Raw genomic sequence first — 26,501 nt, 5'->3', positions numbered from 1 at the left:
GGCAGCAAAACTAATTCCGGGTTGAACGCGGCTACCTGCCAGAGCGTCATCGCTTTGGTCTATGGCATGCCTCGCATGGCCGATCAAAGCGTGAGAAACCGCTCTGTGTGTTGATCATCCAAAGCCCATCGCCGTTTAAATGCGCTTGATTGGGAGGTTTTCGGGTGCATAACCCTTCGGCTTGCGTATTGGTACAGGTCTGACGAAAATGGTTTCGTCACCTTTCATTCCAAGGATTTCGCCATGGCACGTTCACCCCAGCCTGTACCCCACGCGTTTCCCGAGACTTTGCGGAGTTTCCCAATCGCTTCTGGCAAAGAAGGCAAGCTCTATTCGCTGCCTGCGCTGGCCCAGCAGTTTCCGCAGATCGCAAGGCTGCCCGTATCGATTCGGATTGTTCTGGAGTCGGTGCTGCGCAACTGCGATGGGCGCAAGGTCACGGCAGAGCATGTGAAGCAATTGGCCCAATGGGCACCGAACGCAGAACGCAAGGATGAAATACCGTTCGTCGTGTCGCGGGTGGTGCTGCAGGATTTCACGGGCGTGCCCTTGCTGGCTGATCTGGCGGCCATGCGCAGCACGGCCGTGCGGCTGGGCAAGAACCCCAAGAAGATTGAGCCGCTAGTCCCTGTGGACCTGGTGGTAGACCACTCCATCATGGTGGACCACTACGGCAAGAAGAATTCGCTGGACCTGAACATGAAGCTCGAATTCCAGCGCAACCGCGAGCGCTACGAGTTCATGAAATGGGGCATGCAGGCCTTTGACACCTTTGGTGTGGTGCCGCCGGGCTTTGGCATCGTGCACCAGGTCAACCTCGAATATCTGGCGCGCGGCGTGCACAAGCGCAAAAACGGTGTCTACTACCCCGACACGCTGGTGGGCACTGATAGCCACACCACCATGATCAACGGCATTGGCGTGGTGGGCTGGGGTGTGGGCGGCATCGAGGCCGAGGCCGCCATGCTGGGCCAGCCGGTGTACTTCCTCACGCCCGATGTGGTGGGCTTTGAGCTCACAGGCCAGCTGCGCGAAGGCGTGACGGCCACCGACCTGGTGCTCACCGTGACTGAGATCCTGCGCCAGCACAAGGTGGTGGGCAAATTTGTGGAGTTCTTCGGCGAAGGTACGCGCACCCTGGCGCTGCCCGACCGCGCCACCATCGGCAACATGGCGCCGGAATACGGGGCCACCATGGGCTTTTTCCCGGTGGATGAAAAGACCATCGACTACTTCAAGGGCACCGGCCGCACCAAGGGCGAGATCGAAGCCTTCGAGGCCTACTTCAAGGCGCAGGGCCTGTTCGGTGTGCCCGCTGCGGGCGAGATCGATTACTCGCAAGTCGTGCAGCTGGACCTGGGCACCGTGACCCCCAGCCTGGCTGGCCCCAAGCGCCCGCAAGACCGCATTGAACTGGGCAAGGTATGCAGCGAGTTTTCCAGCCTGTTCAGCAAACCGATTGCCGACAATGGGTTCAACCGCCCCGCTGAGCTGCTGCACACCCGCTACCACGTGCGCGGCAAGGAAGCCCTACCGTTGGCTGCGCCACCCCGCGAAAAGCCAGCCCCCTCGGGCGCCCCGCGCTTTGTGGCAGAGATGGAGCAGAACCGGCCCACGCTGGCGGCGGCGCACGCCGAGGTGCCTGCGCAGCAGGCGGCACGGCCTGGCGATATCACCGTGGGCAATGGCGATGTGCTGATTGCCGCCATCACCAGCTGCACCAACACCAGCAACCCGAGCGTGATGCTGGCAGCCGGCCTGCTGGCCAAGAAGGCCGTGGAAGCGGGCCTCAAGGTCAAGCCCCACATCAAGACGTCGCTCGCGCCCGGCTCGCGCGTCGTCACTGAATACCTCACGCAAACCGGCTTGCTGCCTTATCTGGAAAAGCTGGGTTTTGCGCTGGCGGGCTATGGATGCACCACCTGCATTGGCAACGCGGGCGACCTCACGCCCGAGCTCAACGACGCCATCACCAGCAACGACCTGGTGTGCGCCGCCGTGCTGTCGGGCAACCGCAACTTCGAGGCGCGCATCCATCCCAACCTGAAGGCCAACTTTCTGGCCAGCCCGCCGCTGGTGGTGGCCTACGCCATTGCAGGCACGGTGCTGAAGGATCTGATGACCGAGCCCGTGGGCAAGGGCAAAGGCGGGCGCGATATCTATCTGGGCGACATCTGGCCCAGCAGCGAGGAAGTGCATGCATTGATGAAGTTCGCCATGAACGGCAAGGCGTTCCGCGAGAACTACGCCAAGGTTGCCAGCGACCCCGGCAAGCTGTGGCAAAACATCCAGGGTGTGAGCGGGAGCACCTACACCTGGCCTGCCAGCACCTACATTGCAGAGCCACCCTTCTTCGCACAGTTTGCTATTGAAGATGTAGCATCTGGCGCTTATGCAGAAAGCGCTGCAGGCCAAAAAGACCAAAAGCTCCCATCGGTGCTCGGCGCGCGCATCATGGCGCTGTTTGGTGACTCCATCACCACCGACCACATCTCGCCCGCAGGTTCCATCAAAGAGACTTCACCGGCCGGGCAGTGGTTGCTTCAGCACGGCGTGCAGAAGGCTGACTTCAACAGCTACGGCGCGCGGCGCGGCAACCACGATGTGATGGTGCGCGGCACCTTTGCCAATGTGCGAATCAAAAACCTGATGATTCCGCCCGCCGCCGACGGCTCACGCGAGGAGGGCGGTGTGACCGTGTTCCAGAGCGAGGGGCCGCTGGGGGGTGAAAAGATGTTCATCTTCGACGCCGCCATGCACTACATGGCGCAGGGCACGCCCACGGTGATTTTTGCGGGCGAGGAATACGGCACAGGCTCCAGCCGCGACTGGGCCGCCAAGGGCACGCAGTTGCTGGGCATCAAGGCCGTGGTGGCGCGCAGCTTTGAGCGCATCCACCGCTCCAATCTGGTGGGCATGGGCGTGTTGCCGCTGCAGTTCAAGGCGGGCGATTCCTGGGAGTCGCTGGGCCTCACAGGCACCGAAATCATCGACGTGGTGCCCGACCCCGCCCTCACGCCGCAAAGTGACGCGAAGCTGGTGGTGCACCGCCCGGACGGCACTTGCCAGGAGGTCACCGTCACCCTGCGCATCGACACCCCCATCGAAGTCGACTACTACCGCGCGGGCGGCATTCTGCCTTTCGTGCTGCGCCAGTTGTTGCAGGGCTGAGCAGGGTAGTGCGTCCATCGCCTGCCCAAACCTTGATGCGCGTCTAGCCTTTGCTGCGCTTTGCCGGGCAGCAGGTACGACAATGCACGTATGAAAAAGCAGGTATTGATTGCAGGGGGCGGTATTGGCGGCATGGCGGCGGCGCTGGCCGCTTCGCGTGCCGGGTGGGACGTGCGCATGTACGAGCGCGTGGCCGAGTTTTCTGAAGTGGGCGCAGGCGTGCAGCTGGGCCCGAACGTGGTGCGCTGCCTGCAGGCCTGGGGCTTGCAAAAAGCCCTGCAGCAGGTGGCAGCGTTTCCTGATCGCCTGCAGGTGCGCTGCGCCCTCAGTGGCGCAGAGCTGGGCGTGCTGCCCCTGGGGCGCACGGCGGTGCAGCGCTACGGCGCGGCTTACGCCACCATTCACCGGGCGGATCTGCACGGCCTGCTGCACACGGGTGTGCAGCGCTACACCGATGCCCAGCTGTACCAGGGCCTGGCCATTGAATCCTTCACTGACGCCAGCCGCGCGGCCCCGGTCATTCCGGGGGGCGAGACGGTGGTGTCGGTGCGCACCTCGCAGGGCAAAGAGATTGAGGGTGATGCACTCATTGGCGCTGATGGCTTGTGGAGCTGCACGCGCACGCAACTGCTGGGCTACCAGGCCCCGCGTGTGACGGGGCACCTGGCGTACCGCGCCCTGGTGCGGCAAAGCGCGCTGCCCAAGGCGCTGCGCACGCAGCATGTCACGGCCTGGCTGGGGCCACGGCTGCACATGGTGCAGTACCCCGTGCGGCGGGGAGAGTTGCAGAACCTGGTTGTCATCGTGCAAGGCCCCGCGCCGCAGAACCTGGAAACCTGGGACCACGACGCCAACGCGCGCGACCTGGAATTTGCGCTGCAGGGCACCTGCACCGCGCTGCAACACGCCGTGCATGGCGTAGAAGCTGCCGGTGCCGGCTGGCGCCTGTGGCCGCTGTGCGACCGCCCGCCCGTGCGCAGCCCCGAGGAGATGGTGCAAGGCCTGGTGGCGCTGCTGGGCGATGCCGCGCACCCCATGCGCCCCTACCTGGCGCAAGGCGCGGGCATGGCGATAGAAGATGCCGCCCAGCTGGAGCGGGCGCTGTCCATGCATGACCTGGAAGTGCCCTTGCGCCTGCGCCGCTACGCGGTGAACCGCTGGCAGCGCAACGCGCGGGTGCAGGCCCGGTCTACCCGCAATGGGCGCATCTTCCACGCCACCGGCCCAGTGCGGTGGGCGCGCAACCTGTCGCTGAAGATGCTGGGCGAGCGGCTGCTGGATGTGCCCTGGCTCTACCGCGGCGATGGCATTGACTCTGTGCGCTCCTGAATTGCTATTGAATCAATAGCTGGCGGCGCTTATGGGGCGTGCGCTAGAGGCCTATTTGTGCTGCATCACACCTGCTGGCGCGGTGCAGGCAGCCAGCGAAAGGCCGCCGCGCCCAGCGCCAGCATGCCGGCAATGGTGAACATCACCACCGCATAGGGCTCGGCCCCCTGGGCCTTGGCGGTGGATGCCGCCACGCCGGTGATCCACTGCATCAGCGCCACCCCCAGAAACAGCGCCATGGTGAAGACCGACATGGCGCGCCCCGTCATGGCCGCCGGGTAGGACGAGCGCACGTCTGCATACTGCAGCACCATGTAGCCCGACAGCACCCCCACCGCCAGCGGGCCCGCCACATCCAGCCACGCCAGTTGCCACACGCCCATGGCCGCAAACAGTGCCGCCATCAGCACCGTGAAGCCGGTAAGCCAGCGGCGGCGCGTGCCGGGGCCGGGGTCCATGCGGCCGAAGAATGCGGGGCTGAACAGCGACACCAGCGACATGGCCGTTGCCACATGCCCGCTGGCGACCAGCGTGTAGCCGTGCCGGTCAATCAGCAAAGGCCCCAGCCACAGGCCGCGCAGCGACAGCATCGAGGCATAGGTCATCAGCGCCAGAAGCAAGATGCCCACCGTGTGCGGCAGCAGGAACAGCGCCCCGAACCCGCGCACCGTCTGGCCCAGCGATTCGGGCGTTGCATGGGTGGCCGTGTCGGCATGGGCCGCCCGGGGCTCGCGCACCTTCCAGAAGATCAAAGCCCAGGCCAGCGCCGCCAGGCCCGCCAGCACCCCAAACCCCCAGCGCCACGACGATTGCTCCACCAGCCACGCCAGCGGCGTGCCGGTGAACAGCATGCCCAGCCCACCGACCCCCATGGCTGCGCCTGACACGGCGGCGAAGCGCGACGGCGCAAAGTAGCGGGCGATGAACACCGTGCACACCAGAAAGGCGGGCGCACAGCCCACCCCAATCAGCACCTGCCCCAGCAGCAACATGCTGTAGCCCGTGGCCACCGCAGACAGCGCAGCCCCTGCAATCGCCATCGGAAACGCCACCAGCAAGGTGCGCCGAATGCCCCAGAAATCGATGGCGATGCCCATGAAAAGCTGCATGGTGCCGAAGGCGAACGCGAAGGTGCCGGCAAACACGCCCAGCGCCTGGGCCGACAGGCCAAACTCTGCCTGCAGCCCCGTGGCCATGATGGCGGTGATGGTGCGAAACGCCTGGCTCAGCGCAAAGCCGCTGACCAGTGCCAGCAGCATGGCCCAGGCTTGTGGGGCAGTTAACGGTTGAGGGTGTGCAGCGGCGTTGGCGGAGGGCAGGCTCATGCCGCAAGCGTAACGCCCGCCGCTTCACTGGCCTGTCTCGTGGGTGCCGATGGCGGGTTGCCTCGCCACGAAAACATTTGGTACCAACTTTTGCCGAACAGATAATGCGCTCGGGCCATCCCGGTCAACGCGGGGCCCCGGCTTCCGTTACAAAGGGGCACTGGCTTGTTTTTGCCAGCCATCCTCACAAAAAAGCCGCGTTGAACGCGGTGATTCCAACACCCAAGGAGGTTCCCCATGCCATTTCGCCACTCTTTTTACGGCTTCTGGGCCGCGCTGCTGCTGTTCTTCGGGCTGCTGGCCCCTGCGGCCGCGCAGCGTGGCGGTGACGACGGGGCCTACCAGATCCTGAGCGCCCGCTACGGAACGAGCGAGCGCTATGTGGACGTGACCGAGCGCGTGCGCGAGCTGGCCAGCGGCGACCAGCCCTTTCTGGTGCACAACGACACCTTTGGCACCGACCCGGACCGGGGCCGCGTGAAAACACTGCGCATTGATGCCCGCGACGCCCGAGGCAAGACGCGCACCTTCAACTACCGCGAAGACGCGGTGGTCGATGGCCGCCAGTTCACCAGCTGGCGCGGCGGAAACGGTGGGTACGGCGGCGGCCAGGGCAATGGCCGCGACGATGGCGAGTTCCGCATCCTGCAAGCGGTGTACGGCACCCAGGAACACCATGTGGACGTGACCCGCCGCCTGCGCGACCTGGCACGCGAAGACCGCCCCATTGCGCTGACCAACGACACCTTTGGCGTGGATCCGCACCGCGGCCGTAGCAAGACGCTGCGCATTTTTGTGCGCACCCGCGACGGCCAGAACCGCATGTTCGAATACGCCGAAGGCTCCACCATTGACGGCGCGCGCTTTACCGGCTGGCGCAGCGGCAACTGGGGTAACGAGGGCTGGAACGGCGGCTGGCATGGCAACGGCGGTGGCTACAACCAGGGCGGCGCCTACCAGGGCGGCGGCTATGACCGCCCCGGCGCGGGCTACGGCGGGCTGGCCATCGTGCAAGCCGCCTATGGCGCTGACAACCGCGTGATCGACGTGACAGACCACGTCCGGGCCCAGGTGTCGGGCAATCAGCTGTCGGTGCGTGCCGGCAATGACCTGGCGGGTTACGACCCCGCCCCGGGCACGCCCAAGGTGCTGTGGGTCACGTACTCCATCGGTGGCCGCGAATACCAGGTGAGCGTGCGCGAGTCGGAATACCTGCGCCTGCCTTGATGGCTGGGGCGGTCATCGCCCTGTGCCTTGTTTGCTATCAAAAAAAGAGCTGCCAGCGCTTGTGAATAAAGCGCTGGCAGCTCTTTTTGTTGTGAAAGGCTGAATACCGCTGTGCAGCGGCCCTGGCCTTACAGGTTGGTGCGCAGGCGCCAGATCTCGGGGAACAGCACCACGTCCAGCATCTTGCGCAGGTAGCTCACGCCCCCGGTGCCGCCGGTGCCGCGTTTGAAGCCGATCACCCGCTCCACCGTCGTCACATGGCGGAAGCGCCACAGGCGGAAGGCGTCTTCCAGGTCCGTCAGCTCCTCGCCCAGCTGGTACAGGTCCCAATGCTGCTCAGGGTTGCGGTACACGGTGAGCCAGGCTTGCTCCACGGCTTCGCTTTCGGCGTAGGGCTGTGTCCAGTCGCGCTCGGTGTGGCTGGCAGGCACCTCAATGCCGCGCCGCGCCATCAGCCGCAGGGCCTCGTCGTACAGCGACGGTGCTTCGTACGCCGCCTGCACCTGGGCCAGCAGGTCGGCGCGGTGCTCGTGGGGCTTGAGCATGGCGCGGTTCTTGTTGCCCATCGAAAATTCAATGCAGCGGTACTGGTAGCTCTGGAAGCCGCTGGACTGGCCCAGGTACGGGCGCATGGCGCTGTACTCGGGCGGCGTCATGGTGGCCAGCACATCCCAAGCGTGCACCAGCTGCTCCATGATCTTGCTCACACGCGCCAGCATCTTGAAGGCGGGTGGCAACTCATCACGCGCAATGTGTGCAATTGCCGCGCGCAGCTCGTGCAGCATCAGCTTCATCCACAGCTCGCTGGTCTGGTGCTGCACGATGAAAAGCATCTCGTCGTGCGCGGGCGACAGGGGCTTTTGCGCGGTGAGGATGGCGTCGAGCTGCAGGTAGTCGCCGTAGCTCATGGACTTGCTGAAGTCGAGCTGAGCGCGCTCCTCGTGCACGATGGATTCAGGCAGCGCAGCGCCCGGTGCTTCGCTGGCGGACGCAGGGGTTTGAGAGAAAGGGCACATGGTGGTTTTCTTCCCGGTTCAGGTCACGGCGTGGGTCTGGTTGAACTCGGCCTTTTGCCACTCGCCGCTCTCCAGCACCTGGCGCAGGTGCTCCACCGCGTTCCACACGTCTTCAAACCCGATGTACAGCGGCGTCAAGCCAAAGCGCAGGATGTCTTTGTGCACCTTGCCGCCGTCGCCTTTGCCTGCACTTGGAGCCGCGCCGGACCCGGCGCGGTAGTCTCCAATCACGCCGCGTGCAATCAGCGCCTGCACGATGGCGTAGGCACCGCTGCCCTGGCCGTTCACGCCCGCGCCTTCGTCACGCGTCAGGCACACCTGCGAGCCCCGCTGGGCATGTTCACGCGGTGTGGCAAGGCCCAGGCCGTAGCCCGCGCAGCGCTCTTCCACCAGCTGGATGAACAGGTCGGTGAGCGCCAGCGACTTGGTGCGCAGCGCCGCCATGCCGCCCAGGCTTTGCGCGGCGGTGAATACATCCAGCCCGCACTGCAGGGCTGAGAGGCTGATGATGGGCTGTGTGCCGGACAGGTAGCGGGTGATGCCGGGGGCGGGCTGGTAGTCGGGCGTGAACTGGAAGGGCGATGAATGACCCCACCAGCCCGACAAGGGCTGCCAGCACCGGTTGGCATGGCGCGGGTGCACCCACACAAAGGCCGGTGCGCCGGGGCCGCCGTTCAAATACTTGTAGCCACAGCCAATCGAAAAATCGGCGTTCGCGCCCAGCAGGTCCACCGGCACGGCGCCTGCGCTGTGCGCCAGGTCCCACACGCACAAAATGCCCTGGGCCTGGGCGGCGGCGGTGATGGCGGCCATGTCGTGCATGGCGCCGGTGCGGTAGTTCACGTGCGTCAGCATCAGCACGGCCACGTCGCTGGTCAGCGCTGCGTTGATCTCTTCAGGCTCCACCAGTACCAGTTCCAGCCCGCGCTCCTTGCACAGGCCTTCGGCAATGTAGAGGTCGGTGGGGAAGTTGCTGCGCTCGCTCACGATGCGCTTGCGGGCGGGGCTGTCTTCGCGGGCGATGTTCAGCGCCGCGCTCAGCACCTTGTAGAGGTTGATGGAGGTGCTGTCGGTGCACACCACCTGGTCGGGGCCCGCGCCAATCAAGGGGGCGAGCTGGTTGCCCAAGCGCTGGGGCAAGTCAAACCAGCGGGCGGTGTTCCACGACTTGATCAGGTCGGTGCCCCATTCGCGCTGCACCACATCGGCAATGCGGGCGGGCGCGGCCTTGGGCAGCACACCCAGCGAATTGCCGTCCAGGTAGATCACGCCCGGGGGCAGGGCAAAGTGGTCGCGCAACGAGCGCAGGGGGTCTTGGGCGTCGCGGGTGCGGCAGTCTTGCAGGGTGATGGTCATGTTGATGTTGCTTTCATTTTGATAGCTGCTGGCGCTTGCTGTATAAGCGCTAGAGGCCGAAAATGTTTAAAAATTTGGTGGACGCGCTGGTCAACCAGGCAGCGAGCGAAGTACCGCCCGCACGGGGGATGCATCGGCCGTGGTCAGCTTGAGTGGCAGGGCGATGAGTTCGTAGTCACCCTCGGGCACATCGTCCAACACCAGGTTCTCCAGCACGCGCAGGCCCCGGCGGCGTATGACCTGGTGGCTGTCGAGCGTTTTGCTGTCGGCGGGGTCAATGCTGGCGGTGTCTATGCCCACCAACTGCACGCCCAGGTCCGCCAGCCGTTCGATGGTGGCGGGCGCATAGGCGGTGAGCTGGCCGTCCCACTGCGCGGGGGCCTGGGCGTAGGTGCGCACCAGCACGCGGGCAGGCAGCGTGGGAAGGGCTGGGTTGATGGCGTGGGCAATGTGCGCCCACTCAATCAGCGGCCCGCAGCCTATGGCATGGATGACGCGGCACGGGCCCAAAAACGCATCGAGCGACACGGCCCCAATGCTGGCACCGCCAGCGTCATAGTGCAGTGGCGCATCGGCATGCGCGCCTACGTGGGGCGATAGCGTGATGGCACTGACGTTGACCGGACAGCCCGGGCCGATGGTGGCGCACCACTGCTGGCTGTAAGGCGTATCGCCCGGAAACACCGGGCTACCTGCGTGAACGGGGGGGGAAATGTCCCAAAGCTTTTGCATGGGACGTGACGGTAATGGCGTGGATTTTTTGTGGTGTCGGTTATTTGCAACACCCCCTGATTTTTGGCGCAGGGTTTGCCCGACTCGGTTGACCGGGGTTCAGGGGTGTGGCTGCCTGCGCAGTCACGTTGGGGTCTGAACCGCCGATCAGGTGGCACCGCAATGTTCAGTGGACGGGCCACGGCAGGCGTGATCTCCAGCGCCCCACTGGCCCCCTTATTTCCCGATAGTGCGTTGAAAGCGTTGGCCGTCTGCACCCTGCCAGCTGTGTGCTGGCTTACCTCAAGGCGCTGTGCCGCAACTGATGCCGCCCGGCAAGGTGGAAAGGGTGCCGGCCGTGGGGTCTGTCAGGCGGCGCCACAGCCAGGGCAAGGCCGTTGAAAGATCAGGGCGCTGCCATTGCTGAACCACTGAGCCTGTCTCGCTCGCCGGGGAGTGGGCCGGGCCGATGTCGAAGTGGAAGGAATAGCAGGGCTCCAGCCCCATGCGCAGGTCGGTGATGGTGAGCCGCCCCTGGCTGTTCGCTTGCATGCGCATGAACCCGTGGCTGAACCATGACAGCCGTTGCACATGGGGGTTGTCTGCGTGCTGCAGGCGCAGATCGGCGCCGCGCGGATGTGAGGTCCAGGCAACGGGGTGCGCGCCATCCAGCAAGGAGTAATACGCTTCGTGGTAGTGCTCCGGCCCCATGGCCACAGCACGCCACAGCACGGTGCTGAATGGGGCGGGCGTGACCAGCATCTGGCTGGCTGCCATTCCGTTGTGACGCAACGAAGCCTCCAGAACGCCGCGCACATGCTGCTGTGCCAGCACACTCCACCCCAGGTAGGCGGTGCTGAGCGCCAACATGGCTGCATTCCAGCGCAGCCCCTTGGTAGATGACCCGATGACGGCGACCAGAACCCCGAGCAGCAGTGGCAAGGTGTAGAACGGGTCGATGATGAAAACGCTGCCCACGGCAAAGGGATGGTTGCTGAATGGCTGCAGCAACTGGGTGCCGTACACCGTCAGGGTGTCGAGCAGCGGGTGGGTGATGAGCGCCAGCGCCATGGCCATCCACCAGCGCCGCCACAGGTCGGGCTGACCCGAAAAGCGCGCGGCCAGCCAGCCCAGCGGGGCCGATGCCAGCGCGAGCAGTGCCAGGCCATGGCTCTCGGCCCGGTGGCGCACCATGTTGAGCAGCGGGTCGCCATGGTCGATGAAAGCGTCCAGGTCGGGCAGGGTGCCAGCGGCGGCACCCCACAGGGCTGCCTTCCATGCGGCAGTGCGGCGCCCGAGGGTGGCAAGCACCACGGCACTGCCCAGGGCGGCCTGGCTGATGGAGTCCATGTGCTACTCATGAAGTGAAGGTGCGCGCATTTTTGCAGCGCAAAGCGCACCCTGCATTCGAGGGGATTTGTCGTGCGGGATCAGCCGATGACCAGCCTGCGAGAAGGGGCGCAGCTTGAGCAGGTAACAGCGTGGGCTGGATGCAGCGGGCCAGCAATCGGCTTGGAGGAGTTCAGGGTGGCCCCGTGCGCCCGTACCTTGTGCAAAGTGCCTGCGATCTCCTGACCATCAGGGCTACTCTGATTTGAATCAACAGCCGCCAGGATTCAGTTTGTAGAATGAGAACCAAACTCATTTACGAAAAGGCTGATTCCCATGAAAACCATGCACGAGAGCGCCGCCGCCCTGTACCCCAGCGCGTTGGCCGCCACATTGGCCGTGGCCTCGGCGTCTCCGTCAGCGGCTTTGGGCCTGGATGGACTGAAAGTGCGCACGCCCGCGCTGGTGACCGGGCTGGTGCCGGCGCGTGATGGGCGTGAGCACAGCACTTTGCTGCGTTTGCTGGAAATTGGCTTTGTGCCCGGCGAAACCGTGCAAGTGCTGGCGCGGGGCGCTTGGGGGGGTGACCCCTTGGCCGTGCGGGTGGGGCAGGCCACTTTTGCGCTGCGGCACCAAGAGGCAGCGATGGTGCAGGTTCAGACGCAGGGGCAGTCATGAGCGCGGTACGGAACGCTGGGGGCGTGTCGCCCAAGGCAGATTTCCTGCGTGTGGCTTTGCTGGGCAACCCCAATTGCGGCAAGACGGCGCTGTTCAACCTGCTGACCGGTGCGCGCCAGAAGGTGGCCAATTTCGCCGGTGTGACGGTAGAGCGTAAAGAGGGCACGATGCACACGGCCAGTGGCCGCAAGGTGCGCGTGCTGGATTTACCCGGTGCCTACAGCCTGCACGCGCACAGCCTGGATGAAGCCATCACCCGTGACATCGTGCGTGGCCGCCGCCCCGGCGAGCCGCTGCCCGACTTGCTGGTGTGCGTGACCGATGCCACCCACCTGCGCCTGAACCTGCGCCTGGTGCTGGAGGCCCGGGCCTTGGGCCTGCCCATGGTGCTGGTGCTGAACATGAGCGACATGGCCGAGCGCCGGGGCATTCAGATTGACCGTGAGGTGTTGGCCCGTGAGCTGGGGATGCCCGTGCTGGCCACGGTGGGTGTGCGCGGTGATGGCGCGCAGGAATTGCTGGCCTGGCTGGATTCGCCCGCCGCGCAGGCCCTGAAGGCCCCGGTGGTAGCCGCCCAGGAGGCGGTGGCGCTGGATGCCTCGCCGCTGGACGCTCAGACCCAGGTCATTCGCACCCATCAGCAGGTGCACCGGCTGATGGAACTGGCCGTGCGGGCCCCTGCAGCCAGTCTGCGTGTGGATGACCGCATCGACGCCGTGGTGCTGCACCCCGTGTGGGGCATGTTGCTGCTGCTGGCCACGTTGTTTTTGATGTTCCAGGCGGTATTCACCTGGGCTTCTGTGCCTACCGACTGGATCAACGCAGGCGTGGAATGGACATCTGCCTTCATCCAGCAGCACATGGCCGATGGCCCGCTGCGCAGCCTGCTGGTGGACGGCATCGTGGCCGGCGCGGGCGGGGTGCTGGTGTTCCTGCCGCAAATCCTCACACTGTTCCTGTTCATCCTGGCGCTGGAAGACTCGGGCTACCTGCCGCGTGCCGCCTTCTTGCTGGACCGCGTGATGGGTACCGTGGGGCTGTCGGGCCGTTCGTTCATTCCACTGCTGTCGAGCTTTGCCTGCGCCGTGCCGGGCGTGATGGCTACGCGTTCCATCACCCACTGGCGTGATCGGCTGGTCACCATCATGATCGCGCCGCTCATGACCTGCTCGGCCCGCTTGCCGGTGTATGCGCTGCTGATTGGCGCCTTCATCCCCGAGCGCACCGTGGCGGGCCTGTTCAATCTGCAGGGCCTGGTGTTGTTTGCGCTGTATGGGGGCGGTATTGCCAGTGCCATGGCCGTGGCGGGCGTTGCCAAGCTGGCCCGGTCTGACCAGCGGCCCCCGCAGTTGCTGATGGAATTGCCCGCTTACCGCTGGCCCAGCCTGCGCAGCCTGGCGCATGGTCTGTACGAGCGGGCGGTGATTTTCATCAAGCGCGTGGGCGGCATCATTCTGGCGGTGACGGTGCTGCTGTGGTTCCTGTCCACCTACCCCGCCCCGCCCGAAGGGGCCACCGGGGCGGCCATCACCTACAGTTTTGCAGGCCAGTTGGGCCGCCTGCTGGAGGTGCTGGTGGCGCCCATCGGTTTCAACTGGCAGATCGCCATCGCCCTGGTGCCCGGCATGGCGGCGCGCGAGGTGGCCGTGGGTGCGCTGGGCACGGTGTATGCGCTGTCGGCCACGGGGGACGAAGTGGCCAGCCAGCTCGCGCCGCTGATTGCGCAGAACTGGTCATTGGCCACGGCGCTGTCGCTGCTGGTGTGGTTTGTGTTTGCGCCGCAGTGCATCTCCACCATCGCCGCCGTGCGGCGCGAGACGAACAGCTGGCGCTACCCGCTGCTGATGGTGGCCTACCTGTTTGGCTTGGCGTATGCCGCCAGTTTTGTGACCTACCGAATCACTTTGGCCCTGGGAGGTGGCGCGTGATGTGGCAACAATGGATCACCGGTTTGATCGTGGCGCTGGCCGCCGCTTACATGCTGTGGCGCTGGCTGCCCGCCGGGCTGCGTAAAAAGCTGGGCCGGGTGCACCCGGCCATGGGGCAGAGCGCAGGCTGTGGTGGTGGCGGGGGCGGCGGTTGCAGCAGTTGCGGCGGGTGTTCGTCGTCTGCAGCACCCCGCGCGACGGTGCACGCCGCAGAGCGCCAGGAGCGGTTCTGATCTGAATGGGCGGCCCTTGCGCCTGTTCAGCCGCCGTTCGGGCTGAGCGGCCGCAAGCGCCCTGTGCAACGCGTTGGCGCTGTCTGCCTGGTGGTGGTTGGCGTTTGTCGATGCGTGCGCCGCGTCAGGCGTACAACTGGCCTTGCTGCAATGCTGCCAGTGCTTGGCGCAGATTGGCGCGGGCCTGCGATTCATAGCGGTAGAAAAACCACTCGTCGTGATAGATGCGCGGCCTGTCCAGAAAGCCTTGCAGCACTGCGCTGCGCCCCGCTACGTAGCGCGGCCAGCGCACAAAGAAATACTCCTTGCGCACGTTGCGCTCAAACTGGCGGTACACCGCATCGCTTTGGCCCAGCACGGCCAGGTCGATGTCCACGACCCAGGTGGCGTCGCCTTGCAGCGCGCCCGAGTTGTGGCATGTGGCCATGATGTGTGCGTGAACGGTTGAAACCAGGCTGGGTGGCACGTGCTGGCCGTTGAGAAAGCGCGATGCCCACTGCGCGCTGCGTAGCTCGTTGTGGGCACTCCAGGGCCAATACACCGCGTCATGAAACCACAGGGCCAGCGCTACGGCATGGGGTTGCTCCAGCGCGCCGGGCAGTTCGTTTTGCACCGTCTGCCAGTGGCCCAGGCAGGCCTGCAGGTGCGATGCATTGTGGTACGCCCGGGGCCAACGCTGCCAGCTGCGCAGCAGGCGCTGGCCTTCTTGCATCCACGGATTGGCGGGGCAGCCCAGGGCCGTGCCCAGGACTGCCCATTGGGTGAGCAGCGCGTCGGTGTTTACCGTGCTGCGGTCGAACATGCCGCTTTGGCGTTATGCCACGCGGCCGAGCAGAAGGTACTCCATGAGTGCCTTCTGCACGTGCATCCGATTCTGGCTTCGGCCCGCAGCCTGCGGCTGCTTCACGTCCGCATGGCGGACATGAGCCTGCGCCGAAACAGTCTGCCGGCGCTGGCGCGCCACCGCGTTGCATTTCATGCCACGCGGCCGAGCAGCAGGTACTCCATGAGTGCCTTCTGCACGTGCATCCTGTTTTCTGCTTCGTCCCACACCACCGATTGCGGGCCGTCGATCACTTCGGCCTCCACCTCTTCGCCACGGTGCGCGGGCAGGCAGTGCATGAAAAGGGCGTCAGGCTGGGCGGCGGCCATCATTTCGGCGTCCACGCACCAGTCGGCAAAGGCCTTCTTGCGGGCCTCGTTCTCGGCTTCGTAGCCCATGCTGGTCCACACGTCGGTGGTGACCAGGTCGGCGCCCTTGCAGGCTTCGAGCGGGTTGCTATAGAACTGATAGCTGCTGGCGCTTACCCCTTGGGCGCCAGAGGCCAATTTCTCATCAATTTCGTAGCCACGCGGTGTGCTCACGTTCACCTTGAAGCCCAGCAGTGCAGCGGCCTGCACCCAGGTGTTGGCCATGTTGTTACCGTCGCCCACCCAGGCCACCGTCTTGCCTGCGATGGAGCCACGGTGTTCGATGTAGGTGAAGATGTCGGCCAGGATCTGGCAGGGGTGGTATTCGTTGGTCAGCCCGTTGATGACGGGCACGCGCGAATGGGCGGCAAAGCGCTCGATCTTGGTTTGCTCGAATGTGCGGATCATCACCAGATCGGTCATGCGGCTGATGACCTTGGCGCTGTCTTCAATTGGCTCGGCGCGGCCCAGCTGGCTGTCGCCCGTGGTCAGGTGCACCACACTGCCGCCCAGCTGGTACATGCCCGCTTCAAAGCTCACGCGGGTGCGGGTGCTGGCCTTTTCAAAAATCATGGCCAGGGTGCGGTCGGCCAGCGGGTGGTACTTTTCGTACGACTTGAACTTCTTCTTGATGATGGCTGCGCGCTCGAACAGGTAGGCGTATTCGTCAGCGGTGAGGTCGGTGAACTGCAGGTAATGTTTCATGGCAAAAAAGGGCACGCCGTGGCGCGCCCTGCAAGGTTTATTCGGCCAGGATGGCTTTGACCAGAGGGGTGAGCTTGGCGACGATTTCGTCGGCTTCAGCCACGGTGAGGATCAGCGAGGGCACCAGGCGGATGACGCTGTCCGCCGTCACGCTGATCAGCAGGCCTGCTTCAGCGGCGCGGCCGGTGAGGGCGCCGCAGGGCTTGTTCAGTTCAATGCCCAGCATCAGGCCCTGGCCACGAATTTCCTTCACGCCGGGCAGGCTGCCCAGCTCACGCTCCAAGGCCGCCTTCAGGTGTGCGCCCACGGTGGCTGCGTTCTCCAGCAAGCCTTCTTCTTCCATGATGCGGATGGTCTCGTTGCCTGCGCGCATGGCCAACTGGTTGCCACCAAAGGTGGTGCCGTGGTTGCCCGGCTGCAGCACGTTGGCGGCCTTGGGGCCCGCCACCACGGCGCCAATCGGCACGCCAGAGCCCAGGCCCTTGGCCAGGGGCATCACGTCGGGCACGATGCCTGCCCACTGGTGGGCAAACCACTTGCCGGTGCGGCCCATGCCGCACTGCACTTCGTCAATCATCATCAGCCAGCCGCGCTCGTCGCACAGGGCACGCAACTGCTGCAGGTATTCGACGCGGGTGGGGTTCACACCGCCTTCGCCCTGGATGGTTTCAAAGAACACCGCCACCACGTTGGGGTTGCCCTCGGTGCGCTGCTTGATGGCCTCGATGTCGTTCAGTGGCACGCGGATGAAGCCCTCGACCAGCGGGCCAAAGCCGCTGTAGATTTTGGGGTTGCCGGTAGCCGACATGGTGGCGATGGAGCGGCCGTGGAAGGCCTTTTCGTAGACCACGATCTCGGGCTTGGCGATGCCCTTGTCCACGCCGTACTTGCGTGCAATCTTGATGGCCGCCTCGTTGGCTTCCAGCCCCGAGTTGCAGAAGAACACGTTGGTCATGCCAGAGCGTTCCACCAGCTTGGCAGCCAGCGCTTCTTGCAGCGGCGAGTGGTAGTAGTTGGAGGTGTGGATGAGCTTGGTGAGCTGGTCTTGCAGTGCAGGCACCAGCTTGGGGTGGTTGTGCCCCAGCGTGTTCACGGCAATGCCGCCCAGCGCGTCCAGGTATTCCTTGCCATTGACGTCCCAGACTCGGCAGCCCTGGCCTCGGGCCAGCGCGATGGGTACGCGGCCATAGGTGTTCATTACGTGGGGCGAGGCTGCCTCGATGAAAGCGGTCATGCAGAGATCTCCAGACGGTGCAGAAAAAGGTTGGGCTTGTGGCCTGCGAACAGGGTGTTTCACCCGAAAAGCGAAGCACGATTCTAGGGGGAGTGCCGTGGCTGGCCATTGACAATTGCGCATCACTGCGATGCGTTACCCGCCTGGGCTGCAGGAGTACCGGGTTAGCTCTTATATAAGAGTTAGAATGGATGGCTGTAGCAACCCTGCGGTGAGCTGCCACTTACCCAACCGACCGCGATGGTTTCCCCCTCCACCAAAGAAGTCTTCATCCAAGGCGTTACCCACGACGGGAAAACCTTTCGACCCAGCGATTGGGCCGAGCGCTTGGCGGGCGTCATGAGCCAGTTTCGCCCTGGTGGCTCGCGGCCGGGCAGCCACCTGAGCTATTCGCCCTGGTGCATTCCCACCACCCTCAACGGCGTGAAATGTGTGGTGGTCCACCGCGACTTGCAAAACCACGAGCCCATGGCCTGGGACTTTGTGATCAACTTCGCAAGGGACAACAACTTGCAAGTCGCTGAGGCCTGTTTGCTACCCGACGCTCCCCCCCCCAAGGCCTGACTGGCCTTTTTTTACGCCTGCTCGCGCCGCAGGTGGGGGCCATGAAGGCGGCATGCAAGGCATAGGGATCCGCCAGATGTGCCAAGAAGATGGTTTGCGCCGCACCTGAAAACCAAGCGGGCACAAAATATTGCTCATGTCAAGCCCTGGCCCGGAATTTCCAGGGTTTGAAATCATAAGCAGGGCAATAGGTTAGCTCTGTTTTGGGCCACTTGAAGTGACTGCTGCGTCGTGGGCTAGGTGCCACATAAGAGCGTCGGGAGAGAAAGCCGGATCGCACTTGGTCGTGCTGGATTGCCGGGAGGCGGCGGGCTTGTCGCACCATGATAGCCCAAGTGGCTTCGCAGCATCCAGAACGAAGAACGCGCAGCCGAAGGCTGCGCGTTCGATGAATGCCGTTGGATGGCACGCGACGCCATCAGGCCGGTTTCGTTGGCGCGCTCCGTATCGCCGAGCCCTTCCTGAATCCCCTGTCCCCCGCCATGAAGGCTTCCAGCATGTACGGAATCAGCGTCATGGCATCGACCACCTCGCCATACGCTTGAGCGTGCAGCGCGGCGTAGCAGTCGAGGTCGGCCTTGAGGCTGGCCGGGCACGAGAACGTGAGCTTCGTGCTCTCAGTCTTGGGAAGCGGCCCGAGCCGCAGCTTCTTGGTGGTGTTCATCGCATTGCTCCCCGGTTGAAGAACATTGGCTGGTACGGTCGCAGCACCAGATCGCGGTTGACGATGATCCGCACCGGCAGGCCCGGCCGCTCCGTCAAAGTCGGCTGGATGTTCATGTTGCGCCTGGTCATCTCCTGGCCCACCTGGTTGATGCTGTCTTGTGCGCTGTCGCGCCCAGCGATCACGATGCGGTTGCCGTTCTGCCGGTTCTCCGGCGCGGCCAGCTCGGCACCCACGCCCAGCAATGTGGTCAGCGCCGCACCGGCAAAGACGCGATCCCAGTGCCAATCGACACCATCCTCCAGGCCGGCATAGCCGGCCGGATCGGTGCCCGCGAGGTTGTCGAGCTTCAGCGAAGACGTGTCCGGCAGGATGATTCGGTTCCACACCACCTGCACGCGGCTTTGCCCGTAGCTCACCTGGCTGTTGTACTTGCCCAGGATGCGCGATCCCTGCGGGATCAGCAGGAACTTGCCCGTCGCCGTGTCGTAGACCGGCTCCGTCACCGTGGCGATCACGTCGCCCGGCAAATCAGACTTGATGCCCGTCACCAGCGCACCGGCGATCACCGTTCCCGCCATGACCTGATACGGCGAGGACGGCATTTGCAGACTGGTGGAATTACGGGTTTCCGTAGAGGCGCCTTTCAGGAAAGCCTCTTTCTGGTTTTGCCGGTTCTGCACGGCGGTTGGGTCGGCAGGCTGGGCCGCCGTCGAGGCCGGGCCAGCGGCCAGCGGGTCGAAGCCCGCCAAGGCCGATGCCGGGCCAGCTGCTTGCGCGGTCGCTGGCGCTGCGGTCTTGCCGGGAGTGCCTGAGCGGAAAAACACCGACGAGGCTGCGGCTGCTTCGGCCTCCTTGCGCCGCGCATCCTCCGGGTCATGACCCGGTGGCGCATAGGTCGGCGTCACCGGCTGCTGCGACTTCACGATGGCCGGGCCAAGGTCGCCGGGCAGCGGCGGCCCCAGCTCCGGCACCTTCGGCAGCTTGGAGTAGTCGGAGGGCAAGCCATCCAGCCCTTCAGACTTCGACACGCGATCGACGTTGTACAGCTCGGTCCGCTCGCCTGCGCCGCGCCGATGTGACTGCAATGACCAGATCGTGGCTCCCAGCACGGCGACCGACAGGCCGCCGGTGAGCATGGCCAAGGTGCGCCGGTTCAGGCGCGTTACCGGGCGCGGCTGGGCGCGCAGCGCCACCGCCTCGGGCGCGACCTTGCCCGCCTGCGCCGCAAGATCAGGGGAGTCGTCCTGGCTCATGGTCAGTTCCTCCGCGTTCCGTCCGTGCGCTCGATCCGAACCACATCGCCCTTGTCACCGCCCAGGCGCAACTCGGCCGCGCCGAACAGGCGATCCACGATGTAGTACGGCGAGCGGAAGCGGTAATTCACCAGTTGCCCATCGCCCTGGGCGCCGATGACGAACAGCGGCGGCAGTTCGCCTTGGGCGATGCCCGGCGGAAACTGGATATAGACCTTCTCGCCGTCATCGAAGGCGCGCAGCGGCTTCCAAGGCGGATTGCTGCCGCTGACCGCATAGCGGAACCGGATCTTCTCCAACGACAGCCCGGCATCGACCGGCGCGGCGGCGCTGGCCGCCTGCGCCTGGCGCTGCAAGGCCAGCATCTTGTCCTTCGGGTACTCCCAGGACACCGACGCCATCCACGTCTTTTCGGTAGAGGTCAGCTCCAGCAGATAGGTGCGCCGGCTGGTCGTGATGACGAGATTGGTCTTCAGGCCCGAGCGGATCGGTTTGACCATCACATTGACGCGCAGCGCGTCAGCGCTGCCGCTCGATGTGTCCCCGACGATCCAGCGCACGGTATCGCCAGCGGCCACCGTCACCAGTTCCTCGCCGGGCTGGAGCGCGATCACCGTCACGCGGCCCACGGCCGCATAGACCTGATACAGCGCGCCATCGGTGAAGGGCCAGACCTGGATCGCGTTGACGTAGCCCTCGCGCGTGGGCGCAATGCGCGCCTCGGCGTTGGCGCGGGACACACGCACGGTTTCATCGGCGGGTTCCGGCGTGGGCTTGGCATCCGGCACAGGTTTCATCTGCGCCGGCATCGGCAGCACCTGCGGCACGGCCACCACTTCCACAGGCGCAGGCGGCTCCGGCAGCGGCTGCGCCTGCGCCGGCTCATCGAGCGAAATGGACGGCGGCGGCTTGCCCTGCGTGGCGCAGCCCGCGAGGGCAAGCAACATGATCGGCAAGGCGGATTTACGGAAAAGATCATTCATGGCTTTGCTCCTTCGTTTCCTTCCAGTTCGCGGCTCCACGACAGCCCGTTGACGTAGATACCCAGAGGGTTCTTGCGCACGCGCTGCTCGGTGCGCGGCGTCTGCTGCACGATGGAAACCACGGCGTTCCAGCGTTCGGTGCGATCCAGCGCGCCATTGACAAAGCGCGTCTCCGTCCAGCGCACGTTGAAAGACGTGTCGCTGGCGCGGGTCACGCTGGTGATCTGCACCGTCACCGACTCCTTGCCGATGCGCGCGAACGGATCGTTCACGCGGGCGTACTCGTTGAGCACCACGGCGCCCTTGTCAGTGGTGTAGTCGTAGGCATCCAGCCAGTTCTGCCGCACCACGATGGGGTCGATGGACAGCGAGCGCACCAGGCCGATGAAGCGGCCCAGGTGATAGGCCACCTGGGCATCGCTGGGCCGATACGGCGTAGCGGCTTCACCGACCGCGCGCACCTGGCCCGCGTTGTCCACCTCGATAACGTAGGGCGTGACGATGGACTGCGCCGAGCGCCAGACCAGCCCGCCCGCCATCAGCACGGCCAACGTGAGGCAGCCAAAGGCCATGAAGCGCCAGTTCTTGGCCTGCACGCGGGCCGAGCCGATACGGTCGTCCCAGACCTGCGCGGCGGATTGGTAGGGGGTGGCAGGCTGCGGCGTATCGGCGTAGCGCACCTGCGGTCTTTTGAATCGCATGAGGGTTCTCCTTGAAGATCAGGAATCGGAATCACGCAGGCTTGGCCCCTGGCTGGAGCTGCCGCCGTCGCCGCCGCGCAGCGTGTGGGCGGCGGTCGTGGCGGCATGGGTGAGCTGCTGCCTGCGGTGCAGGCGCTTGGCCCAAGCGGGTTGTGCGGTGGATGGGGCTGTGACGGGAGATTCGCTCGCAGCCCGTGCGGCACTGTCCCCCGACGCCGATCCGGCGTCATCAGGCCGGAAGGCGGCGGCGACGCGCTCCTTCATCGAGCGTGCGCCTTGGGCCACCTTCTGCCCGGCTGCCTGCGCGCCAGTCTTGGCGACATTGCCCACACCGGCGGCGGCGCCCTGGAGGCCGCCACCGGCCGAAGCGGAGCCCGCCTGATAGGCCGACTTGGCGCTGCTGGCGGTCGATGCCATCGAACGGGCGCCACTGACCCCTGCTTTGGCGGCTGCGGGCGCCATACGCGCTCCGGCCGCCACGGCGCCGCCGACACCCGTAGCAGCAGCGCCGACCGCAACGGCGGTTCCGGCTGCGCCGATGGCAGCACCGGCCATCGCGCCCGCGCCAAGCTGCGGGCCGCCGGACACCAGCCCGGTCGCAATGCCCGGCCCGAAGATGCCCAGGGCCAGCATGGACAGCGAGACCAGCATGATGACCAGCGCCCGGTCGATCGAAGGCTCCGAACCTGCCGGGATGTTGAACTCGGAGAACAGCCCCGAGCCGATACCGACGATGACGGCCAGTACCAGCACCTTGATGCCCGACGACACCACGTTGCCCAAGACCTTCTCGGCCAGGAATGCCGTCTTGTTCCAGAGGGCGAACGGCACCAGCACGAAGCCCGCCAGCGTGGTCAGCTTGAACTCGATCAGCGTCACGAAAAGCTGCACCGCCAGCACGAAGAAGCTGACGATGACCACCATCCATGCGAAGAACAGCACGACGATGGGCATGATGTGAATGAACACCTCGGGGAAGCCCGCCATCTCCTTGATCTGCTCAAGAATGGGCGCCCCGGCGTCGATGCCCACTTTGGCGAGCCGTCCCGGCTGCAAGAAGTTACCCATGCTCAGGGTCGAGCCGCTGGCCGTCAGGCCCAGCCCGGCGAACGAGCGGAACACGATGCTCGCCAAGGTGTTGAAGTTGCCGATGATGTAGGCGAAGGCACCGACGTACAGCACCTTGCGGATCAGCTTGGCGATCACGTCCTCGCCCTGGCCGCTGGCATGGCTCATGGCCCAGAACAGCCCGGCGAGCGTCATGTCGATGACGATCAGCGTGGCTGTGAGGAACGCCACCTCCCCGTGCAGCAGGCCGAAGCCCGAGTCGATGTAGCGCGAGAACACATCGAGGAAGCGATCAATGATCGAAATGTCATTCATGGCGAGTCCTCCTGCCCCGGCAAGGCCGCTGCCACCGCCTCGCCGTCTTCGGTGGGTTCATCGAAGCTGGCCGGAATCGGCGGCAATTCGGCCAGCGTCCGGTACTCATCAGGCCCGGCCTTGCCGGAGAAAAAGCGGCGCAGGTCGGCCTTGACCACCTGCGCGCATAACGCGCCGTCGAGCTGACCCGCGCGGCATTGCTCCTTGAGCAAGCGCAGCCGCGCCGGATGGGCCGAGAGTGCATCGACCGAAGGCACCTCCTGCTGGCCGCAACCGGCCAGCAAGAGCACGAGACCGCAGAAAGCAGGCGCGCGGGTCATGGCAACACCTGTCACCGGCCGTAGAAATCGACGGTCTGCGGCGTGTACGGCGTACCTTCACCCAGGAAACGCCGGTTCACCTCGCGGCCTCGCTCCACGGCGGCAGCCTGCCGCGCCAACTCCAGCGACGCGGCGCGATCCTGGGTGATGCTCAGGCGTTGCGTTTGGATGGACTGCTTGGCCTGCAAAGCCAGAAGCTGATTGGTGGCTTGCATGGCCTGCAAGGCGCCCACGGCCGATTGGCTCTTGCCCACGAGGTCGGCCAGCACGCCTTCGTCGTCGCTCAGGTTCTGCGACGCCTGGGCCTGCATCTGCATGGTGGTCTGCAAGCCGTTGAGCGTGTTCTTCCAGCGCTCCTGCGCGTCGCGGTACATCTGGTTGCCGCTGACGGTAGCGGCATATTGCTCGGGATACAGGCGCTGGAACTCCCGATCCAGATTCGTCACGTCGTAGGCCAGTCCTCTGGCCTGGGCGATCAGCCGCTGTGTGGTCGCCAGATTGGCGCGCAACTGGCCGACCACGCTGGACGGCAGGCTGGCGAGGTTGCGCGCCTGGTTCATCAGCATCTGCGCTTCGTTCTGGAGCTGCTGGATCTGGTTGTTGATCTGCTCCAGCGTGCGGATCGCGGTCAGCGTGTTCTGCACGAGGTTCGTGGGGTCGATCACGACCCATTGCGCATGGGCGGTGGCGGTGCAAAGCATGGCCGCGATGGCGGCGGCGATGAGACGTTTCTTCATGGCTGGTTCTCCAGGGGTTGGTCAGCGAGGGAACCCGGCGCGAGGCCGGGGAACGAGGGCAGCAGGTCGGCCGCCCAATCGAGGCCGCGATGGCGCAGCCAGGCGCCCGCGAAGCCGGGCACGCCGGCGTCGGCCAGCACCGCGTCCATGTCGCGCTGGTCTTGCGGCGTGGACGCGCCCGCGAAGGCCAGCGCCGCCGGCCCCAGGTCGAGGTCGAACAGGCGATTGCCGAGGCGCGATTGGTAGTAGTAGTCGCGCTTGGGCTGCGCGGTGGCGACGATCTCGATCTGCCGCCTGTTGAGGCCGAAGCCCTCGTAGATCGTGCGAATCTGCGGCTCGGTGGCCTGCGGGTTCGGCAGGAAGATGCGACTCGCGCAGCTCTCGATGATCGCGGGCGCGATGCTCGAATCCTTGATGTCGGCAAGGCTCTGCGTGGCGAAGATGACGCTGACGTTCTTTTTCCTGAGCGTCTTGAGCCACTGGCGGATACGCGCGGCAAACACCGGGTCATCGAGGAACAGCCACGCTTCATCGAGGATCAGCAGCGTGGGCGCCCCGTCGAAGCGTTCATCGAAGCGCGCAAAGAGGTAATGCAGCACCGCCATGACGGCGGCCTTGCTGTGCATCAGCTCCTCCATCTCGAAGCACTGCACGTCGGCCATGCCGAGCCGGTCATGGTCGGCGTCCAGCAGCTTGCCGTGGGCACCGCCCAGCACATAAGGCGACAACGCCTGCCGCAGCGTGTTCGATTGCAGCAGCACGGACAGCCCCGTCATCGTGCGCTGCTCCACCGGCGCACCGGCGAGGCTGCCGAGCGCCGACCAGATGGCGGCCTTCTCTTCGGGGCCGACGACCACGCCCTCATGCCGCAAGCGGCCTTCGATCCACTCTGCCACCCAGGTGCGGTAGCCCTCGCGGTCGATACGAGCCAAGGGCTGGAAAGCGATTTCGCCATCCATCCCGAGGTCGTAGTGCTCGCCGCCCAGGCCCAGGATGGTGGCGCGCATCGAGCGGTCCATGTCGAAGGCGAAGATGCGCGAGCCGCGATAGCGACGGAATTGCATCGCCAGGGTGGCGAGCAAGACCGACTTGCCCATGCCGGTCGGGCCTGCGACCAACGTGTGGCCCACGTCGCCGATGTGCGTCACCAGCCGGAACGGCGTGGCGCCATCGGTGCGCGTGACGATCAGCGGCGGGCCGTCAAGATGGGCATTGCGTTCGGGGCCGGCCCATACCGCCGACACCGGCATCATGTGCGCCAGGTTCAGCGTCGAGACGATGGGCTGGCGCACATTGGCGTAGGCATTGCCGGGGAGCGAGGACAGCCACGCATCCACGGCGTTCAAGGTTTCAGGGATCGTCACGAACCCGCGCCCTTGGATGGCCCGCTCCACCATCCGCAACTTCTCGTCGGCCACGGCCGGGTCGGCATCGAGCACTGTAACCGTGGCGGTGAGATAGCCGAAGGCGACTTGATCGCTGCCCAGCTCCTGCAAGGCGGCATCGGCGTCGGTGGCCTTGTTGCTCGCGTCGGTATCGACCAGCGGGCTTTCTTGCTGTAAGATCGTTTCGCGCAGCAGCGCGATGACGTTCTTCCTTTTCGCAAACCACTGGCGACGCAGGCGGACGAGTTCCTTTTCCGCTTCGGCTTTGTCGAGGCACAGGAACCGGGTTGACCAGCGATAGGCAAATCCAAGCCGGTTGAGGTCGTCCAGAATCCCCGGCCAGGTCGAGGGCGGAAATCCCCGCACCGACACCACGCGCAGGTGCCGGTCGCCCAGCATGGGCGCCAAGCCACCGACAAGTGCGGAGTCGGTCAGCAGCGCGTCGATGTGGAACGGCACTTCGGGCACGCCGACGCGGTAGCGCCGCGTCGAAATGGTGGCGTGCAGGTAGGTCAGCGTCTGGCTGTCATCCAGCCAGGCGATTTCCGGCATCACGCCGTCGAGCAGGTCAAAGATGCGATCCGTTTCTGCGGCGAAAGCTTGCAGCCGCTCGCGCCAGTCCACGCCGTCGGTAGGCCGGTTCTCGTACAGCATCCCCGCCGCGCGGGCGTGCGATTCCTCGGGCGGCAGGTACACCAGCGTCAGGTGATAGCCGCTCTCGAAGTGATTGCCCGAGTCCTCGAATGTGGCCCGGCGTTCCTCGTCCACCAGCCACGACAGCGGCTCGGGGAACGCCGAGTGCGGATAGTCGGCGGCGGCGCGGCGCTCGGCCTCGATGAACAGTGCCCAGCCCGAACCCAGGCGGCGCAGCGCGTTGTTCAAGCGCGCCGACGTGGCGATCAACTCGCCTTGCGTCGCGCTGTCGAGGTCAGGCCCGCGAAACCGGGCCGTGCGCTGGAAACTGCCGTCCTTGTTCAAGACGACGCCCGGTGCGATCAGCCCGGCCCAGGGCAACCAGTCAGCCAGCAAGGCCGGGCGCTGGCGATATTCGGCAAGGTTCAGCATGGCATTCCCC

At 65.3% G+C, this 26,501-nt stretch carries 23 protein-coding genes; 7 read left to right on the top strand and 16 right to left on the bottom strand.

The genetic code is table 11. The features are described from left to right. The first annotated feature begins 243 nt into the window (after positions 1–243). Both PQV96_RS13660 and PQV96_RS13655 read left to right on the top strand, forming a co-directional pair. Positions 244–3,171: an aconitate hydratase gene (locus PQV96_RS13660; RefSeq protein WP_273623196.1), complete on the top strand. Its 2,928-nt coding sequence runs from the start codon at positions 244–246 to the stop codon at positions 3,169–3,171. Between the two features lie 90 nt (positions 3,172–3,261). Further along, entirely contained in the window at positions 3,262–4,500 is a 1,239-nt protein-coding gene (locus tag PQV96_RS13655; protein WP_066698709.1) for an FAD-dependent monooxygenase, read from the top strand. A gap of 65 nt (positions 4,501–4,565) precedes the next feature. Here PQV96_RS13655 and PQV96_RS13650 read toward each other — a convergent pair whose 3' ends face one another. Then, positions 4,566–5,825, bottom strand: a complete 1,260-nt coding sequence (locus PQV96_RS13650) for an MFS transporter (RefSeq protein WP_273623194.1) — start codon at positions 5,823–5,825, stop codon at positions 4,566–4,568. A 237-nt stretch (positions 5,826–6,062) separates the two neighbouring features. On the opposite strand from PQV96_RS13650, the gene PQV96_RS13645 reads away from it, so the two are divergent. After that, a complete protein-coding gene (locus PQV96_RS13645) occupies positions 6,063–7,052 on the top strand; it encodes a DNAJC11 domain-containing protein (protein WP_273623192.1) in 990 nt (329 codons plus the stop codon). A gap of 128 nt (positions 7,053–7,180) precedes the next feature. Here PQV96_RS13645 and kynA read toward each other — a convergent pair whose 3' ends face one another. The 4 genes from kynA to PQV96_RS13625 all read right to left on the bottom strand — a co-directional run bounded on the left by kynA (position 7,181) and on the right by PQV96_RS13625 (position 11,485). After that, a complete protein-coding gene (kynA, locus tag PQV96_RS13640) occupies positions 7,181–8,068 on the bottom strand; it encodes a tryptophan 2,3-dioxygenase (RefSeq protein ID WP_273623191.1) in 888 nt (295 codons plus the stop codon). An 18-nt stretch (positions 8,069–8,086) separates the two neighbouring features. Further along, positions 8,087–9,424, bottom strand: coding sequence for a kynureninase (gene kynU / locus PQV96_RS13635; protein ID WP_273623190.1), 1,338 nt, complete (start codon positions 9,422–9,424; stop codon positions 8,087–8,089). Positions 9,425–9,514: 90 nt separating this feature from the next. Next, on the bottom strand, positions 9,515–10,156 hold the full coding sequence (gene kynB, locus PQV96_RS13630) for an arylformamidase (protein WP_273623189.1): 642 nt from the start codon (positions 10,154–10,156) through the stop codon (positions 9,515–9,517). Between the two features lie 282 nt (positions 10,157–10,438). Then, positions 10,439–11,485: a metal-dependent hydrolase gene (locus PQV96_RS13625; protein WP_273623188.1), complete on the bottom strand. Its 1,047-nt coding sequence runs from the start codon at positions 11,483–11,485 to the stop codon at positions 10,439–10,441. Positions 11,486–11,800: 315 nt separating this feature from the next. On the opposite strand from PQV96_RS13625, the gene PQV96_RS13620 reads away from it, so the two are divergent. From PQV96_RS13620 to PQV96_RS13610, 3 genes are read left to right on the top strand one after another with little or no spacing between them, the layout of a single operon-like run. Next, positions 11,801–12,142, top strand: coding sequence for a FeoA family protein (locus tag PQV96_RS13620; RefSeq protein ID WP_273623187.1), 342 nt, complete (start codon positions 11,801–11,803; stop codon positions 12,140–12,142). Further along, on the top strand, positions 12,139–14,070 hold the full coding sequence (gene feoB / locus PQV96_RS13615; protein ID WP_273623186.1) for a ferrous iron transporter B: 1,932 nt from the start codon (positions 12,139–12,141) through the stop codon (positions 14,068–14,070). Before PQV96_RS13620 ends, feoB begins: the two co-directional genes overlap by 4 nt. Continuing rightward, on the top strand, positions 14,070–14,303 hold the full coding sequence (locus PQV96_RS13610; RefSeq protein WP_207375241.1) for a hypothetical protein: 234 nt from the start codon (positions 14,070–14,072) through the stop codon (positions 14,301–14,303). Before feoB ends, PQV96_RS13610 begins: the two co-directional genes overlap by 1 nt. A gap of 124 nt (positions 14,304–14,427) precedes the next feature. Here the strand turns inward: PQV96_RS13610 and PQV96_RS13605 are convergent, their stop codons facing one another. From PQV96_RS13605 to PQV96_RS13595, 3 genes are all read right to left on the bottom strand, one after another. After that, complete coding sequence (locus PQV96_RS13605; RefSeq protein WP_207375240.1) at positions 14,428–15,105, bottom strand: HD domain-containing protein; 678 nt, start codon at positions 15,103–15,105, stop codon at positions 14,428–14,430. Between the two features lie 173 nt (positions 15,106–15,278). Beyond that, positions 15,279–16,199, bottom strand: a complete 921-nt coding sequence (gene argF, locus PQV96_RS13600) for an ornithine carbamoyltransferase (RefSeq protein ID WP_198847093.1) — start codon at positions 16,197–16,199, stop codon at positions 15,279–15,281. A gap of 37 nt (positions 16,200–16,236) precedes the next feature. Next, positions 16,237–17,433: an aspartate aminotransferase family protein gene (locus PQV96_RS13595; protein WP_207375239.1), complete on the bottom strand. Its 1,197-nt coding sequence runs from the start codon at positions 17,431–17,433 to the stop codon at positions 16,237–16,239. 240 nt (positions 17,434–17,673) lie between these two features. Here PQV96_RS13595 and PQV96_RS13590 point away from each other — a divergent pair, with 240 nt between their 5' ends. Next, entirely contained in the window at positions 17,674–17,997 is a 324-nt protein-coding gene (locus tag PQV96_RS13590; RefSeq protein WP_066693411.1) for a DUF3579 domain-containing protein, read from the top strand. Between the two features lie 418 nt (positions 17,998–18,415). On the opposite strand, the gene PQV96_RS13585 is transcribed toward PQV96_RS13590, so the two are convergent. The 8 genes from PQV96_RS13585 to trbE are packed head-to-tail and all read right to left on the bottom strand — an operon-like array spanning position 18,416 to position 26,491. Further along, positions 18,416–18,661, bottom strand: a complete 246-nt coding sequence (locus tag PQV96_RS13585; protein ID WP_038212423.1) for a DUF2274 domain-containing protein — start codon at positions 18,659–18,661, stop codon at positions 18,416–18,418. After that, positions 18,658–19,917: a TraB/TrbI/VirB10 family type IV secretion system protein gene (locus PQV96_RS13580; RefSeq protein WP_038212420.1), complete on the bottom strand. Its 1,260-nt coding sequence runs from the start codon at positions 19,915–19,917 to the stop codon at positions 18,658–18,660. The genes PQV96_RS13585 and PQV96_RS13580 overlap by 4 nt, the downstream gene beginning before the upstream one ends. A gap of 2 nt (positions 19,918–19,919) precedes the next feature. Beyond that, positions 19,920–20,900, bottom strand: a complete 981-nt coding sequence (gene trbG, locus PQV96_RS13575) for a P-type conjugative transfer protein TrbG (protein ID WP_103519348.1) — start codon at positions 20,898–20,900, stop codon at positions 19,920–19,922. Further along, positions 20,897–21,601, bottom strand: a complete 705-nt coding sequence (gene trbF, locus PQV96_RS13570) for a conjugal transfer protein TrbF (RefSeq protein ID WP_024537618.1) — start codon at positions 21,599–21,601, stop codon at positions 20,897–20,899. Before trbF ends, trbG begins: the two co-directional genes overlap by 4 nt. A gap of 18 nt (positions 21,602–21,619) precedes the next feature. Further along, positions 21,620–22,984 (bottom strand): P-type conjugative transfer protein TrbL, encoded by a 1,365-nt coding sequence (trbL, locus tag PQV96_RS13565; protein WP_024537619.1) that lies wholly within the window; start codon positions 22,982–22,984, stop codon positions 21,620–21,622. Beyond that, on the bottom strand, positions 22,981–23,304 hold the full coding sequence (locus PQV96_RS13560) for an EexN family lipoprotein (protein ID WP_009523295.1): 324 nt from the start codon (positions 23,302–23,304) through the stop codon (positions 22,981–22,983). The genes trbL and PQV96_RS13560 overlap by 4 nt, the downstream gene beginning before the upstream one ends. A gap of 11 nt (positions 23,305–23,315) precedes the next feature. Further along, positions 23,316–24,041, bottom strand: a complete 726-nt coding sequence (trbJ, locus tag PQV96_RS13555) for a P-type conjugative transfer protein TrbJ (RefSeq protein ID WP_009523294.1) — start codon at positions 24,039–24,041, stop codon at positions 23,316–23,318. After that, positions 24,038–26,491: a conjugal transfer protein TrbE gene (gene trbE, locus PQV96_RS13550; RefSeq protein WP_142082051.1), complete on the bottom strand. Its 2,454-nt coding sequence runs from the start codon at positions 26,489–26,491 to the stop codon at positions 24,038–24,040. The genes trbJ and trbE overlap by 4 nt, the downstream gene beginning before the upstream one ends. Positions 26,492–26,501 lie beyond the last annotated feature (10 nt).

This window comes from Acidovorax temperans (assembly GCF_028596105.1).
Classification (GTDB): domain Bacteria; phylum Pseudomonadota; class Gammaproteobacteria; order Burkholderiales; family Burkholderiaceae_C; genus Acidovorax; species Acidovorax temperans.
Note: the sequence above shows the minus strand (reverse complement) of the source record. Positions and strands in the feature narration are given on the sequence as shown.

Excerpts from the sequence above, each read along its gene's own strand:
- PQV96_RS13660 (WP_273623196.1), top strand. The coding sequence starts at position 244 with ATGGCACGTTCACCCCAGCCTGTACCCCACGCGTTTCCCGAGACTTTG.
- PQV96_RS13655 (WP_066698709.1), top strand. The coding sequence starts at position 3,262 with ATGAAAAAGCAGGTATTGATTGCAGGGGGCGGTATTGGCGGCATGGCG.
- PQV96_RS13650 (WP_273623194.1), bottom strand. The coding sequence starts at position 5,825 with ATGAGCCTGCCCTCCGCCAACGCCGCTGCACACCCTCAACCGTTAACT.
- PQV96_RS13645 (WP_273623192.1), top strand. The coding sequence starts at position 6,063 with ATGCCATTTCGCCACTCTTTTTACGGCTTCTGGGCCGCGCTGCTGCTG.
- kynA (WP_273623191.1), bottom strand. The coding sequence starts at position 8,068 with ATGTGCCCTTTCTCTCAAACCCCTGCGTCCGCCAGCGAAGCACCGGGC.
- kynU (WP_273623190.1), bottom strand. The coding sequence starts at position 9,424 with ATGACCATCACCCTGCAAGACTGCCGCACCCGCGACGCCCAAGACCCC.
- kynB (WP_273623189.1), bottom strand. The coding sequence starts at position 10,156 with ATGCAAAAGCTTTGGGACATTTCCCCCCCCGTTCACGCAGGTAGCCCG.
- PQV96_RS13625 (WP_273623188.1), bottom strand. The coding sequence starts at position 11,485 with ATGGACTCCATCAGCCAGGCCGCCCTGGGCAGTGCCGTGGTGCTTGCC.
- PQV96_RS13620 (WP_273623187.1), top strand. The coding sequence starts at position 11,801 with ATGAAAACCATGCACGAGAGCGCCGCCGCCCTGTACCCCAGCGCGTTG.
- feoB (WP_273623186.1), top strand. The coding sequence starts at position 12,139 with ATGAGCGCGGTACGGAACGCTGGGGGCGTGTCGCCCAAGGCAGATTTC.
- PQV96_RS13610 (WP_207375241.1), top strand. The coding sequence starts at position 14,070 with ATGTGGCAACAATGGATCACCGGTTTGATCGTGGCGCTGGCCGCCGCT.
- PQV96_RS13605 (WP_207375240.1), bottom strand. The coding sequence starts at position 15,105 with ATGTTCGACCGCAGCACGGTAAACACCGACGCGCTGCTCACCCAATGG.
- argF (WP_198847093.1), bottom strand. The coding sequence starts at position 16,199 with ATGAAACATTACCTGCAGTTCACCGACCTCACCGCTGACGAATACGCC.
- PQV96_RS13595 (WP_207375239.1), bottom strand. The coding sequence starts at position 17,433 with ATGACCGCTTTCATCGAGGCAGCCTCGCCCCACGTAATGAACACCTAT.
- PQV96_RS13590 (WP_066693411.1), top strand. The coding sequence starts at position 17,674 with ATGGTTTCCCCCTCCACCAAAGAAGTCTTCATCCAAGGCGTTACCCAC.
- PQV96_RS13585 (WP_038212423.1), bottom strand. The coding sequence starts at position 18,661 with ATGAACACCACCAAGAAGCTGCGGCTCGGGCCGCTTCCCAAGACTGAG.
- PQV96_RS13580 (WP_038212420.1), bottom strand. The coding sequence starts at position 19,917 with ATGAGCCAGGACGACTCCCCTGATCTTGCGGCGCAGGCGGGCAAGGTC.
- trbG (WP_103519348.1), bottom strand. The coding sequence starts at position 20,900 with ATGAATGATCTTTTCCGTAAATCCGCCTTGCCGATCATGTTGCTTGCC.
- trbF (WP_024537618.1), bottom strand. The coding sequence starts at position 21,601 with ATGCGATTCAAAAGACCGCAGGTGCGCTACGCCGATACGCCGCAGCCT.
- trbL (WP_024537619.1), bottom strand. The coding sequence starts at position 22,984 with ATGAATGACATTTCGATCATTGATCGCTTCCTCGATGTGTTCTCGCGC.
- PQV96_RS13560 (WP_009523295.1), bottom strand. The coding sequence starts at position 23,304 with ATGACCCGCGCGCCTGCTTTCTGCGGTCTCGTGCTCTTGCTGGCCGGT.
- trbJ (WP_009523294.1), bottom strand. The coding sequence starts at position 24,041 with ATGAAGAAACGTCTCATCGCCGCCGCCATCGCGGCCATGCTTTGCACC.
- trbE (WP_142082051.1), bottom strand. The coding sequence starts at position 26,491 with ATGCTGAACCTTGCCGAATATCGCCAGCGCCCGGCCTTGCTGGCTGAC.